Origin of the sequence: Micromonospora cremea, assembly GCF_900143515.1 — a bacterium.
In the GTDB taxonomy this organism is placed as follows: Bacteria; Actinomycetota; Actinomycetes; order Mycobacteriales; family Micromonosporaceae; genus Micromonospora; species Micromonospora cremea.
Genome location: NZ_FSQT01000001.1, coordinates 2446220 through 2458535 on the forward strand (window position 1 = coordinate 2446220; position 12316 = coordinate 2458535).

The 12316-nt window shown below is 70.9% G+C and carries 11 protein-coding genes; 2 read left to right on the forward strand and 9 right to left on the reverse strand.

Annotation, left to right across the window (positions count from 1 at the left end; translation table 11 throughout):
• Positions 1-11: 11 nt before the first annotated feature.
• The 7 genes from BUS84_RS11255 to BUS84_RS11285 form a co-directional block, all read right to left on the reverse strand.
• Complete coding sequence (locus tag BUS84_RS11255; protein ID WP_074311167.1) at positions 12-2045, reverse strand: bifunctional rhamnulose-1-phosphate aldolase/short-chain dehydrogenase; 2034 nt, start codon at positions 2043-2045, stop codon at positions 12-14.
• Positions 2046-2081: 36 nt separating this feature from the next.
• Positions 2082-3263, reverse strand: coding sequence for an L-rhamnose isomerase (rhaI, locus tag BUS84_RS11260; RefSeq protein ID WP_074311169.1), 1182 nt, complete (start codon positions 3261-3263; stop codon positions 2082-2084).
• The gene (locus BUS84_RS11265) at positions 3260-3613 is read right to left on the reverse strand and encodes an L-rhamnose mutarotase (RefSeq protein ID WP_074311171.1); all 354 of its coding nucleotides are present in this window, start codon (positions 3611-3613) and stop codon (positions 3260-3262) included. The genes rhaI and BUS84_RS11265 overlap by 4 nt, the downstream gene beginning before the upstream one ends.
• A 63-nt stretch (positions 3614-3676) precedes the next feature.
• Positions 3677-4759, reverse strand: a complete 1083-nt coding sequence (gene rhaS / locus BUS84_RS11270; RefSeq protein ID WP_143728326.1) for a rhamnose ABC transporter substrate-binding protein — start codon at positions 4757-4759, stop codon at positions 3677-3679.
• A gap of 37 nt (positions 4760-4796) precedes the next feature.
• Complete coding sequence (locus BUS84_RS11275) at positions 4797-5852, reverse strand: ABC transporter permease (RefSeq protein WP_084757343.1); 1056 nt, start codon at positions 5850-5852, stop codon at positions 4797-4799.
• Complete coding sequence (locus BUS84_RS11280; RefSeq protein ID WP_084757344.1) at positions 5842-6903, reverse strand: ABC transporter permease; 1062 nt, start codon at positions 6901-6903, stop codon at positions 5842-5844. The genes BUS84_RS11275 and BUS84_RS11280 overlap by 11 nt, the downstream gene beginning before the upstream one ends.
• Positions 6900-8423, reverse strand: a complete 1524-nt coding sequence (locus BUS84_RS11285; protein WP_074311175.1) for a sugar ABC transporter ATP-binding protein — start codon at positions 8421-8423, stop codon at positions 6900-6902. The genes BUS84_RS11280 and BUS84_RS11285 overlap by 4 nt, the downstream gene beginning before the upstream one ends.
• Positions 8424-8730: 307 nt before the next feature.
• Between BUS84_RS11285 and BUS84_RS11290 the strand changes: the two genes are divergently transcribed.
• On the forward strand, positions 8731-9762 hold the full coding sequence (locus BUS84_RS11290) for a LacI family DNA-binding transcriptional regulator (protein WP_074312496.1): 1032 nt from the start codon (positions 8731-8733) through the stop codon (positions 9760-9762).
• 204 nt (positions 9763-9966) lie between these two features.
• Here the strand turns inward: BUS84_RS11290 and BUS84_RS11295 are convergent, their stop codons facing one another.
• Positions 9967-10941, reverse strand: a complete 975-nt coding sequence (locus BUS84_RS11295; protein ID WP_074311177.1) for an RNA-guided endonuclease InsQ/TnpB family protein — start codon at positions 10939-10941, stop codon at positions 9967-9969.
• Positions 10942-11017: 76 nt separating this feature from the next.
• On the opposite strand from BUS84_RS11295, the gene BUS84_RS38200 reads away from it, so the two are divergent.
• Positions 11018-11185, forward strand: a complete 168-nt coding sequence (locus BUS84_RS38200) for a hypothetical protein (RefSeq protein WP_159451009.1) — start codon at positions 11018-11020, stop codon at positions 11183-11185.
• 106 nt (positions 11186-11291) lie between these two features.
• On the opposite strand, the gene BUS84_RS11305 is transcribed toward BUS84_RS38200, so the two are convergent.
• A complete protein-coding gene (locus BUS84_RS11305) occupies positions 11292-11957 on the reverse strand; it encodes a potassium channel family protein (RefSeq protein WP_074311181.1) in 666 nt (221 codons plus the stop codon).
• Between the last annotated feature and the right edge of the window lie 359 nt (positions 11958-12316).

The following is a 12316-nucleotide window of genomic DNA, read 5'->3' on the forward strand; positions in this document are numbered from 1 at the left end:
CACCGGCCGGCTCAGCGGAGGAAGGCCGCGGCGACGCCAGCGTCCACCGGAACGTGCAGCCCCGTCGTGTGCGTCAGGTCCCCGGCGGTGAGCACGAAGACGGCGTTGGCGACGTGCTCGGGCAGCACCTCCCGCTTGAGCAGGGTGCGCTGGGCGTAGAACTCCCCCAGCTTCTCCTCCGGCACCCCGTAGACGGCGGCGCGCTGAGCACCCCAGCCACCGGCGAAGATGCCGGAGCCGCGCACCACTCCGTCGGGGTTGACGCCGTTGACCCGGATGCCGTGGCCGCCCAGCTCGGCGGCGAGGAGACGGACCTGGTGCGCCTGGTCGGCCTTGGCCGCCCCGTAGGCGACGTTGTTCGGGCCGGCGAACAGGGAGTTCTTGCTGGAGATGTAGACGATGTCCCCGCCCATCGCCTGGTCGATAAGGACCCGCGCGGTCTCGCGCGAGACCAGGAAGGAGCCCTTAGCCATGACGTCGTGCTGCACGTCCCAGTCGGCCTCGGTGGTGTCCAGCAGCGACTTGGACAACGACAGCCCGGCGTTGTTGACCACCAGGTCCAGGCCGCCGAAGGCGAGGACCGCCGCGCGGACCGCGGCGGCCACCGCGGCGGCGTCGGTCACGTCCAGCGGTACGGCCACCGCAGCGTCCGCCCCGCCGAGTTCGCCGGCGACCGCCTCGGCGGCGGCGGTGTCCCGGTCGGTGACCACCACGCAGGCGCCCTCGGCGGCCAGCCGGTGGGCGATGGCCCGACCGATGCCGGAGCCGGCGCCGGTGACCAGGGCGATGCGGGTGGCCAGCGGCTTCGGCTTGGGCATCCGGGCCAGCTTGGCCTCTTCGAGGGCCCAGTATTCGATGCGGAACTTTTCGGCCTCGTCGATCGGGGCGTAGCGGGACACCGCCTCGGCGCCCCGCATGACGTTGATGGCGTTGACGTAGAACTCGCCGGCGACCCGGGCGGTCTGCTTGTTGGCCCCGAAGCTGAACATGCCCACTCCGGGCACGAGCACGATGGCCGGGTCGGCACCGCGCATCGGCGGGCTGTCCGGGGTGGCGTGGCGCTCGTAGTAGGCGCGGTAGTCGTCCCGGTAGGCGGCGTGTAGTTCGCGGAGCCGCGCGACGGTGTCCGCAAGCGGGGCGGTGGGCGGCAGGTCGAGCACCATCGGGCGGACCTTGGTGCGCAGGAAGTGGTCCGGGCACGAGGTGCCGAGCGCGGCGAGGGCGGGGTGCCCCTCGCGGGCGACGAAGTCGAGCACTACGTCGCTGTCGGTGAAGTGCCCCACCTGCGGTCGGTCGGTCGACGCCAGTCCCCGGATTACCGTCGCAAGCGCCGCCGCCCGGGCGCGCCGCTCGTCGGGCGGCAGCGGCTCGTGGCCGGCGACCACCGGGCCGAATGGCTCGGGTCGGCCCCGCTCGTCGAGGTACGCCTGCGCGGACCGGATGATCTCCCGCGAGTTGCGCTCGCACTCCTCGCTGGTCGCACCCCAGGCGGTGATGCCGTGCCCGCCGAGGATGACGCCGATCGCCTGGGGGTTGGCCTTCGCGACGGCGGTGATGTCGAGGCCGAGCTGGAAGCCGGGTCGCCGCCACGGGACCCACCGCACCCGGTCGCCGAAGATCTCCTTGGTCAGCTCCGGCCCGTCGGCGGCGGTGGCGACCGCGATGCCGGCGTCGGGATGCAGGTGGTCGACGTGAGCGGCGTCGACCAGGCCGTGCATCGCGGTGTCGATGGACGGCGCGGCGCCGCCACGGCCGTGCAGGCAGTAGTCGAACGCGGCGACCATCTCGTCCTCGCGCTCGATCCCGGGGTAGACGTCGACGAGGGCGCGCAGCCGGTCGAGCCGCAGCACGGCCAGGCCCGCCTCGGTGATCGTGCCGAGGTCGCCGCCGGAGCCCTTGACCCACAACAGGTGCACCGGGCCGCCGGTCACCGGGTCCGTGGCCTCGCCCTTGGCGGAAGTGTTGCCGCCGGCGTAGTTGGTCGTGGTCGGGTCGGCGCCGAGCCGGTTGCTGCGGGCGATGAGCGCCTGAACCTCAGAATGCATCGTCCTCACGTCTCCTGTGTGCGTTCTCGGTGGTGGTCAGGCGCCCCAGCCGGCCTGCTGGCCGCCAGCCCGTTCGGCCCGGATGCGCTCGAAGTAGCCGGAGCGGGCGTAGGCGGCCATGGGGTCGGGATCCAGGCCCAGGTCGGCACGCAGCTCGGCGAGCAGCGGCCGAACGTCGCTGTTGTAGGCGTCCATCAGGGCCGCGTTCGCGCCGAGCACGTCACCGGCCTGCTGGGCGGCCGCGAGCGCCCCGGCGTCGACGAGCAGCGCCTTGGCGGTGGCCTCCTGCACGTTGAGCACCGAACGGATGATGGCCGGGATCTTCGGCTCGATGTTGTGGCACTGGTCGAGCATGAACGCGATCCCCGCCTCGGGGCGCAGGGCGTCGCCCCGGACGATCTCGTACATGATGCGGAACAGCTGGAACGGGTCCGCCGAGCCGACCATCAGGTCGTCGTCGGCGTAGAAGCGGGAATTGAAGTCGAAGCCGCCCAGCTTCCCGACCCGCAGCAGGAACGCCACGATGAACTCGATGTTGGTGCCCGGCGCGTGGTGCCCGGTGTCGATGACCACCTGCGCCTTCGGGCCCAGCTCCAGGCAGTGCGCGTAGGCGGTGCCCCAGTCCGGCACGTCGGTGGTGTAGAAGGCCGGCTCGAACAGCTTGTACTCCAGCAGTATCCGCTGATTCGGGCCGAGCCGGTCGTACACCTCCCGCAGCGCGGTGGCGAGCCGGTCCTGCCGGGCGCGGATGTCATCCTGGCCCGGGTAGTTCGTGCCGTCGGAGAACCACAGTTTCAGGTCCCGGGATCCAGTGGCATCCATGATGTCCACGCACTCGAGCAGGTGGTCGGTCGCCTTGCGGCGCACCCTGGGGTCGGGATTGGTGACGCTGCCCAGCATGTAGTCCGGGTCCTGGAACACGTTCGAGTTGATCGCGCCGAGCCCCATCCCCAGGTCCGTCGCGTGTTTCGCCAGGTCGGCGTAGTCGTCGACCCGGTCCCACGGGATGTGCAGCGCCACCGTCGGCGCCGCCCCGGTGAGCCGGTGCACCACAGCGGCGTCCGCGATCTTCTCGTACGGGTCGCGCGGCACGCCCTCCTGTGGGAAGACCTTGAACCGGGTGCCGGAGTTGGCGTACGCCCAGGACGGGGTTTCGATGCGCTGGGTGCGCAGGGCCTGCTTGACCCGCTCCCGGGCCGGCGCGTCGGACTGGCTCATGCTTGTTCTCCCGTCTGGGCGGCGAGCTGCGCCTCGAGGTTGAAAACCTCCGCAAGCGGCCGCATGGCACGGTCTGCCGTGCCATGGTCGAGGTTGAGGAAGAAGGGCGCCATCTCCGCCTGCCAGCGGCTGTTGACGTCGCGGGTCTGCATGGCGGCCTGGGCCGCCGTGAAGTCGTCGGTGACCAGGTAGCCCACGAGCAGGCCGTCCTCGCGGAGGAAGAGCGAGTAGTCGCGCCATCCGCACTCGGCGAGGGCCGTGAGCATCTCCGGCCAGACCCGCTCGTGCCGGGCGCGGTACTCGTCGAGGCGGGCCGGGTCGACCTGCAGGGTGAAGCAGATGCGGGGCATGGTTCTCCCGTCGGCGCCCCGGCCGGCGCCCGCGAGGAGCGACGGCGCCGGCCGGGCAGCGCTTCAGAACTGGAACTGGTCGATGTTGTTCTTGTCGAAGACGGTGGGCGGGCCGAGGATGACCACCCCGTCCTTGCCGACGGTGAACTCGCCGAGCTTGCCGGCCTTGAACTTGTCGCCCTCGGCGCCGGTGATCTGGCCGGAGGCCAGCGCCGCGCCGGCGTACGCCGCGAGGTAGCCGAGGTCGGCCGGGCTCCACAGGGCGAACGCGTCGACGGTGCCGTCCTTGACGTACTGGCGCATCTGGTTCGGGGTGCCCAGACCGGTCAGCTTGACCTTGCCCTTGTACTGCGATCCGCTGAGGTAGCGCCCGGCGGCCGCGACGCCGACGGTGGTCGGGGAGATGATGCCCTTGAGGTTGGGGTACGACTGCAGCAGGCCCTGGGTCTCCTGGAAGGACTTCTGGTCGTCGTCGTTGCCGTACGCCACGGTGACCAGCTTGATCTTGCTGTACTCGGGCTTCTTCAGCTCGTCCTTCATCAGCGCGATCCAGGCGTTCTGGTTGGTCGCGTTGGCGGTCGCGGAGAGGATCGCGATCTCGCCCTCGCCGCCGATCTGCTGCGAGATCAGCTTGACCTGGTTCTCCGCGATGCCCTCCGCGGTGACCTGGTTGACGAAGATCTGCCGGCACTCCGGCTTGGTGTCCGAGTCGAAGGTGACGATCTTCGCGCCGGCCGCCTTCGCCTGGTTGAGCGCCCCGCAGATGGCGTTCGGGTCGTTGGCCGAGGTGACGATCACGTCCATGCCCTGCTGCGACAGGGTGTTGATGTAGCTGACCTGGGACGAGGCGCTGGCCTCGGAGGGACCGACCTCCTTGAACTCACCCTTGATCTCGGTGACCGCATCCTTGCCGCCGTTGTCCGAGACGGTGAAGTAGGGGTTGTTCAGCTGCTTCGGCAGGAAGGCGATCTTGAGACCTTCCTTGATGGCGGCGTCGGGATTGGCGGCGCCGCTGGCCTGGTTGCCACTGTCGGTGTCGTTGCCGGAGTTGTCCCGGGTGGTGCCGCCACAGGCGGCGCTGAGCAGCAGTGCGGCGAGGGCGAGGCCGGTGGCCCCGACACGGAGGCCTCTGCGGTATGCGGACATCGTCATCCTTCCGGGGGTGGTTGGTGAGCGGGGGACGTCACGAAGCGACGGGCTGCCGCTGTCGTCGACGGTGCAGCCGCGCGCGGATGTCCGCGACGGCGTTGGGCAGCACCACGGATGCGATGAGCAGGGTGCCGGTGACGATGGTCAGCGCGTTGGCGTCCACGTCGGCGAGCTGCAACGCGTTGCGCAGGACGCCGAGGAGCAGGACGCCGGCCAGCACACCGAGCAGCGCACCCCGACCGCCGAAGATCGAAACTCCGCCGAGCAGCACGGCGGTGACGACGGTCAGCTCCAGGCCGGTGGCGTTGTCGCCGCGGGCGCTGGCGTACCGCAGGGTCCAGAAGATGCCGACCAGCCCGCACACGGCGCCGGAGACCACGAAGAGCCAGAACTTCGTCCGGGCCACCGATACGCCGGTGAACGTGGCGGCCTGGTCGTTGTTGCCCATGGCGTAGAGCGCCCGGCCGGCCGGGGTGGCGTGCAGCACGACCCCGAACACCACTGCGAGCAGCAGCAGCGGCACCAGCACCACCGGGATCGACGTGCCGGGGATGTTCTGCACCACGGCGGCGGTCCAGTCGGCCGGGAAGTCCGCGACCGCCTGGTCGCCGAGCACGACGAAGGAAAGCCCCCGGTAGAGGGCGAGCGTGCCGATGGTCACCGCCAGCGACGGCAGGCCGAAGCCGGTGACGAACAGGCCGTTCACCGCGCCGAGCACCGCGCCGAGCAGCACCACGAGGACGCAGATGAGCTCCAGGGACAGTCCACTGGAGAGCCACAGCTGCCCCATCAGCGTGCTGCACAGGCCGACCATGCTGGCGACCGAGAGGTCGATCTCGCCGGTGATCACGATCAGGGTCATCGGCAGCGCGATGAGCGCCAGCGGCACCAGGTCGAGCAGCAGGAACTGGGCGTTGCGGCCGGTGGCGAAGTTCTCCACGGTCAGCCCGGCGACCAGCACGGCCACCACGAGGGCAGCGACGATCACCGCGTCCCAGGAGCCGAGCAGCCCGCGCAGGGTGGCGAGACGGCCCGGGCCGAGCTCGGCCTCGACGGTGGGCGGTGCGGCGTACAGGCTGTCATGCGCCATGGGCGCTTCTCCCTCGGAGGCGGGCCGCCACCCGCAGGGCCAGGAGCCGGTCCAGCCCGATGGCGGCGAGGATGAGCGCGCCGACCACGGCCTGCTGCCAGAACGGGTCGATGCGCAGGACGGCGAGCGAGCTGCCGATCGTGGTCAGCAGCACCGCGCCGAGCGCCGCGCCGTAGGCGCTGCCGCTGCCGCCGAAGATCGCCACCCCGCCGACCACGGCGGCGGCGACGACCTGGAGTTCCAGGCCGGTGCCGGCGGCCGCGTCGAGGGTGCCGAACCGGGCCGCGTACAGCACGCCGGCGAGGCCGGCGAGCGCGCCGTTGGCGACGAACACGGCGAACACCCGCCGGCCCACCGCGATGCCGGAGAGCCGGGCGGCGGCCGGTTCGGAGCCGATCGCGTACAGCTCCCGGCCGCTGCGGTAGGAGCGCAGGTAGTAGCCGACGGCGGCGACGACGACCAGCGCCACGAGGAACAGCACGGGTACGCCGAGCACGGTCTGGTTACCAAGCCGCAGGAACGACGAGGGCATGTCGGCGGCGTTGATCTGCCGGCCGGACGCCCAGTAGTAGTCAACGCCGCGGAAGGCGTAGAGGGTGCCGAGGGTGATGACCAGGGCGGGCACCCGGGCCACCGCGATCAGGCCGCCGTTGACCACGCCGCAGAGCGCGCCCAGCGCGACACCCACCACGAGCGCCACGGGCCACGGGGTGCCGGGCGCGCTGAGGAACAGCGAGCCGGTGGCGAACGCGACCAGACCCAGGATCGAGCCGACGGAGAGGTCGACGTTGCGGGTGACGATGACCAGGGTCTGCCCGACCGCCAGGATCACCAGGATCGCGCAGCCCAGCAGCAGGTCCTTGACGCTCTGTCCGCTCAGGAACCGGTCGTTGCGCACGGTGGTCACCAGGACCAGCAGCCCGAGCGCGATCAGCAGGCTCAGCTCGCGTACGGCGAGCAGCCGTTCGGTGAGGCCGCGGCGGTGCCGGTCGGGGTCGGTCGGGGTGTTCCCGGCGACCTGCTCGGGCGCGCCGGTGTCGGTGCGGCTCATGCGGTCACTCCTTGACCGGTGGCGGCGAACATGATGGAGGTCTCGTCCGCCTCGGCCCGGGACAGCTCGCGGACCAGTCGCCCCTCGTGCATGACCAGGACCCGGTCGGCCATGCCGAGCACCTCGGGCAGTTCGCTGCTGATCATGAGGATGGCCAGTCCCTCGCCGGCCAGCTCCGAGAGCAGGCGGTGCACCTCGGACTTGGTGCCGACGTCGATGCCACGGGTCGGCTCGTCGATGATCAGGATCCGTGGTTCGGTGGCCAGCCACTTGGCGAGCACGACCTTCTGCTGGTTGCCGCCTGAGAGGGTCGCCACCGGGGCGCCGAGCCGGGCCGCCTTCACCTGCAACCGCCGCGTCCAGCTGCGGGCCTCGGCGCGCTCCGCGCCGCCGAGCAGGAGGCCCAGCCGGCTCAGCGCCCGGCGGCGGGCCAGCGTCGCGTTGCGCTCCACCGACAGCTCCATGACCAGGCCCTGCTGCCGCCGGTCCTCGGGGACCAGCGCCATGCCGGCGGCGATCGCCCGCCCCGGCTTGCCCGCCGGGACGCCCCGGCCGGCCACCAGCACCTCGCCCGCGTCGTAGCGGTCGACGCCGAAGACCGCGCGGGCGACCTCGCTGCGGCCGGCGCCGACCAGCCCGGCGAGTGCGACGATCTCCCCGCCCCGGACGCAGAACGAGACGTCGGTGAAGACGCCGGCCCGGGTCAGCCCGCGGACCTCGAGCAGCGTGTCCCGCAGCTCGGCGGCCTGCTTGGGGTAGAGCGAGGAGACGTCCCGGCCGACCATGCGTCGCACCACCTCGTCGACGGTGAGGTCGGCGGCCGGATCGCTGGAGACCCAGGCGCCGTCGCGCAGCACGGTGACGCGGTGGCAGAGGTCGAACACCTCGTCGAACCGGTGCGAGATGAACAGCACCGCCGCGCCGCGTTCGCAGAGCGACCGGGCGACCGCGAAGAGCCGCTCGACCTCCACACCGGAGAGCGCGGCGGTGGGCTCGTCCATGACCAGGACGCGGGCGTCGAAGGAGATCGCCTTGGCGATCTCGACGAGCTGCTGGTCGGCGATGGAGAGCCCCCGGGCGGGGCGCGTCGGGTCGATCCGGACCCCGAGCCGCTGGAACAGCCGCTCGGCGTCGCGGTTCATCGCCGCGCTGTCGATGCGGCGCAGGCCGCGAAGCGGTTGCCGGCCCACGAAGATGTTCTCCGCCACGGACAGATCCGGGAAGAGCGTGGGCTCCTGGTAGATGACGGCGATGCCGGCGGCCCGGGCGTCGGCGGGGCCGCGCAGCCGCAGGGGCTGCCCGTCCAGGGTCATCTCGCCGGCGTCCGGCGGGTGCGCGCCGGCCAGGATCTTCACCAGGGTGGACTTGCCCGCCCCGTTCTCGCCGACCAGGGCATGGGCCTCACCGGCGTGCAGCGCCAGGTGCACCCCACGCAGCGCGGCGACGGCCCCGAAGGACTTCGTCACGCCGTCGAGTACCAGCAGCGGAACGCCGTCCGTGCCTGGTGCGTCGGCGGTCATCCGATCCCTTCCTGAATCGTTTCATGAGTCGTGCATGGACCGTAGGGGGAGGCATTCGAGAGCGTCAAGAGTTTCACAACGATTTCTTCCCTGTTGCTGATGCGGGCTCCCCGCCCCCTCCCGTGCCGCCGGTCGGCGAGGCGACGCGCGGGGCCACCGCCCGGCTGGATGAAACGTTTTAGCCGCTATACACTGCCGGAGCTACCCGGTCCAGCCGTCCCGCGCGACGGACTGTCCGGGGATCACCGCGACCGCGACCCGCGCCGGGCCCGTGGCCGCGACCACCGCACGGAACGTCGAGGGAGTCATGGCAACGGCGAACATCAAGGAGGTCGCCCGGCACGCCGGCGTCTCCCTCGGCACGGTGAGCAACGTGCTCAACCGGCCCGACACGGTCGCCCCCGCCACCCGTCAGCGGGTGCTCGACGCCATCAACACCCTCGGATACGTCCGCAACGACTCCGCGCGCCAACTGCGCGCCGGGCACAGCCGCACCGTGGCCATCGTCGTCCTGGACGTGGCCAACCCGTTCTTCACCGACGTCGTGCGCGGCGCCGAACAGGTGGTCGAGGAAGCCGGCGCCATGCTCGTCGTCTGCAACAGCGGCGAGGACAGCGCCCGCGAGCGCCGCCACCTGGAGCTGCTGGAGGAGCAGCGGGTCCGCGGCGTCCTCATCACCCCGGTCGGCCACGGCCCCCAGCCCAACCTGGACAAGCTCATCGACCGGGGCATCCCGGTCGTGCTCGTGGACCGGGGCACGGGCCGGGCGAACCGCTGCTCGGTGGCGGTCGACGACGTCCTCGGCGGCCGGCTCGCCATGGACCACCTCCTGGACCAGGGCCACCACCGCATCGCCTACCTCGGCGGACCGCTCTCCATCGCCCAGGTCGCCGACCGGCACGCCGGCGCCGCCGCAGCGCTGGACGAACGCGACAGCGGCGCCGAACTCCGGGTGGCGGTGACCACCAACCTGACCGTCGCCGCCGGCCGGCGCGCCGCCGAGGAGCTGCTGGCACTCCCGGCACGGCAGCGCCCCACCGCCGTCTTCTGCGCCAACGACCTGATCGCACTCGGCGTGCTCCAGGAGTTGACCGCGCGCGGCCTACGGGTGCCGGCCGACGTGGCCATCGTCGGCTACGACGACATCGAGTTCGCCGACGCGGCGGCGGTGCCGCTGTCATCGGTACGCCAGCCCCGCGACCAGCTCGGCCGCACCGCGGCGCAGCTGCTGCTGGAGGAGGCCGAGCCGGGCGACGCGCACCGGCACCGGCACGTGGTCTTCCAGCCGGAGCTGGTCGTCCGCCGCTCCAGCGACCACCCCCGGCGCGCCCGGCGCTGACCGCCCGAACCGCACCAATGAGCTGGCGCGGCGGTTTCCGGGTGGCCAGACCGGCTGGGCTGGCCCTTTGCTCTGCTTCAACGGACGCGACGACACGGCACCGCCGGTGTTGCGCCGATTGAAGCAGAGCAAGGGCGTGTCAGCTTCTCGACCCTGAAGGGCCGAGCTTGCGGATCGTGACGGCTCGTGGTGATGAGCACGAGGTCACGCCGCGTTCGGCAGGCTGACGGCTGCCCAGCCCGTAACACCGCGTGCGGCGATGTTGCGGGCTGCGTTCCGGTCGGCGTGCTCAGCGAAGCCGCACGACCGGCAGTGGAAGGTGGATTGGTTGGGCCGGTTGGCCTTGGCGACGTGTCCGCAGGTGGAGCATCCCTGCGAGGTGTACGCCGGGTCGACGTGCACGACCGCCACTGCGGACCGCTTCGCCTGGTAGGCGATGTACTGGCCGAGTTGGTGGAACGCCCACGAGTGCAGCGTGACCCGCTGGGGCCGTCTGAGCCGTACCCGGTCGCGGATGCCGCCCAGGTCTTCCAGGGCGATTCCGCGGCCGGTGCGTTCGGCCTCGGTCACGATGCTCTTGGCGATGCGGTGGTTGGTGTCGGCGGCGAACCGGGATTCCTTGCGGCGGCGTTTCTTCAGCAGCCGCTTGGCGGACTTGGTGCCGATGGCCTGGAGTTTCGCGCGCAGGCGCTGGTTGCGGTGCCGGACCCGGTTTGTGGCCTTGCCGCAGTAGTGGCGGCCGTCGGAGTCGGTGGCGAGGTTGGCGATGCCGAGGTCGACGCCGAGGAACCCGTCCGGCTCCTTAGTGGGTGCGTCGGGGATGTCGCAGGTGGCGTACAGGAACCACTTGCCGTCCCGGCGGACCAGGTCCGACTCGCCGCGGCGGTGCGCGAGCAGGAGGGCGTGCTGCTGGTCGGAGCAGCCGAACCGGATCGGCCCGGATCGGCCAGCGACCGTCCAGATTGACACGGTGCGGGCAGCCAGTTGCCAGGACAGGCAACGGTCGTCGAACGGCTGCGCCGCGTCGCGACGGAACCGGATCGGTTTGCCCTCGGTGGCCTGGCGCCTCTTCGACCCTGGCTTGCCGAGGTTGCCGGCTTGGATGTTGGCCGTCAGGGTGGCGTACGCGCCGGATACCTTCCGGGCGACGTGGATGGCGGGCTGCGCGGACAGACCCATGTCCTTCAACGTGCCGTCAAAGCTTGAGGTAGTCGGACCGATCGACGTTGAGGACCAGGGCGACGACCGTGCGACGGTGACTGCCCAGGTCCATGCGGTCTGGTGGCAGGAGCAGATCAACCTCAGCGGCACAGCCCACCCGTGGCGGTTCGAGACCCGGCGAGACGCCGGCGGCTGGCGGGTGTGGGCAGCCGACCTGCCGCCGTGGTGCGGTGTGCACGTCCGGGCAGCCGCATGTCGTTGAGTCTCAGCGGCCGGTAGTGATTCCCGGATACGGAAAGTTGCGGCAGCACTACGCGATGGATCGGAAGGCGTTGCATCGTGGTGTGTTTGTGTCAGGTGGAGTTCAACTACTCGTCCCGCCGGCTGCCGAACATCGAGACCAGCCGAGCCACCAGGGTGATCAGGAAGATCTGGCCAGAGAGCGCGTCGAGAACCGCGAGGCTACGGGCCGGCTCGCCGGCCGCGACGAAATCACCGTACCCAGTTGTGGTCATGGTGATGAAGGCGAAGTACTGGATTGTCGCGCTGTTGGCCGGCCGGCCGTTTGCGAACAGCGGATCGTGCTGGAGTTGCGAGAGGGCCGAGAACAGCGCGGCGAAGAGGAACCCGATCAGCAGGTACACGCTCAACGCGCCGAAGATCGTCTGAAGTGTGACCACCCGATGGTGGATCAATATCCGCCACAGCATGACCGCGATCGTGAACGCCAGTGTTCCGGCAAGCCACAGCGAGACGACACTGTGCACGAACCGGTTGGTCACCACGAGGGTCACCACAACCGAGGCCAGCACTCCCGCCACCAACACCCGCCCGGCTGTACCCGCCCTCGGTCCGGGCAGCTGGGACGGGCGCAGCAGCACGACCAGCACCATCGCGTCGAGCAGGAGCGGGAAGACCCGGGCCCGTTCGTGCGTGACCAGGGCCGACAGCAGGAAGGCGCCGATCAGCAGCAGGAAGACCAGCCCGTAGTGGTCAGACGAGCTGCGGTCTGGTTCGGCTTGGGGCGCCGCCACGTCGGTCCGCCGCTAGCCCCAGGCGGGATCGGTCAGGAACCGACTGAGCGTCAAGGCACTCCCGTTGTGGCCGATAGCTACCGGAATTTGCAAGGGCTTGTGGACGGCGCGCCGCAGCCTCAGCCACACCGCATCGGGCAGCCCACGCGGCACTGGTACGGCGGATTCGACCACTAGCCGCGTGTACCCAAGCGTATGGGATCGAAACTCCTGGCCGGCCGGCCGGAAGCCTGAGCCAGGCGTCATGACGAGCTGCTGCGGCAGTGGCGTCAGTACCGCGGCGAGATGGACCGCTGTGCCGCCGGTGGTGCAACAGATTCGGGGATCTCGAGCATTCAACGTCTGTTGGCATAGGACGA

Bases quoted from the DNA above. Each gene is read 5' to 3' on its own strand.
- BUS84_RS11255 (WP_074311167.1), bottom strand. From the start codon at position 2,045: ATGCATTCTGAGGTTCAGGCGCTCATCGCCCGCAGCAACCGGCTCGGC.
- rhaI (WP_074311169.1), bottom strand. From the start codon at position 3,263: ATGAGCCAGTCCGACGCGCCGGCCCGGGAGCGGGTCAAGCAGGCCCTG.
- BUS84_RS11265 (WP_074311171.1), bottom strand. From the start codon at position 3,613: ATGCCCCGCATCTGCTTCACCCTGCAGGTCGACCCGGCCCGCCTCGAC.
- rhaS (WP_143728326.1), bottom strand. From the start codon at position 4,759: ATGTCCGCATACCGCAGAGGCCTCCGTGTCGGGGCCACCGGCCTCGCC.
- BUS84_RS11275 (WP_084757343.1), bottom strand. From the start codon at position 5,852: ATGGCGCATGACAGCCTGTACGCCGCACCGCCCACCGTCGAGGCCGAG.
- BUS84_RS11280 (WP_084757344.1), bottom strand. From the start codon at position 6,903: ATGAGCCGCACCGACACCGGCGCGCCCGAGCAGGTCGCCGGGAACACC.
- BUS84_RS11285 (WP_074311175.1), bottom strand. From the start codon at position 8,423: ATGACCGCCGACGCACCAGGCACGGACGGCGTTCCGCTGCTGGTACTC.
- BUS84_RS11290 (WP_074312496.1), top strand. From the start codon at position 8,731: ATGGCAACGGCGAACATCAAGGAGGTCGCCCGGCACGCCGGCGTCTCC.
- BUS84_RS11295 (WP_074311177.1), bottom strand. From the start codon at position 10,941: ATGGGTCTGTCCGCGCAGCCCGCCATCCACGTCGCCCGGAAGGTATCC.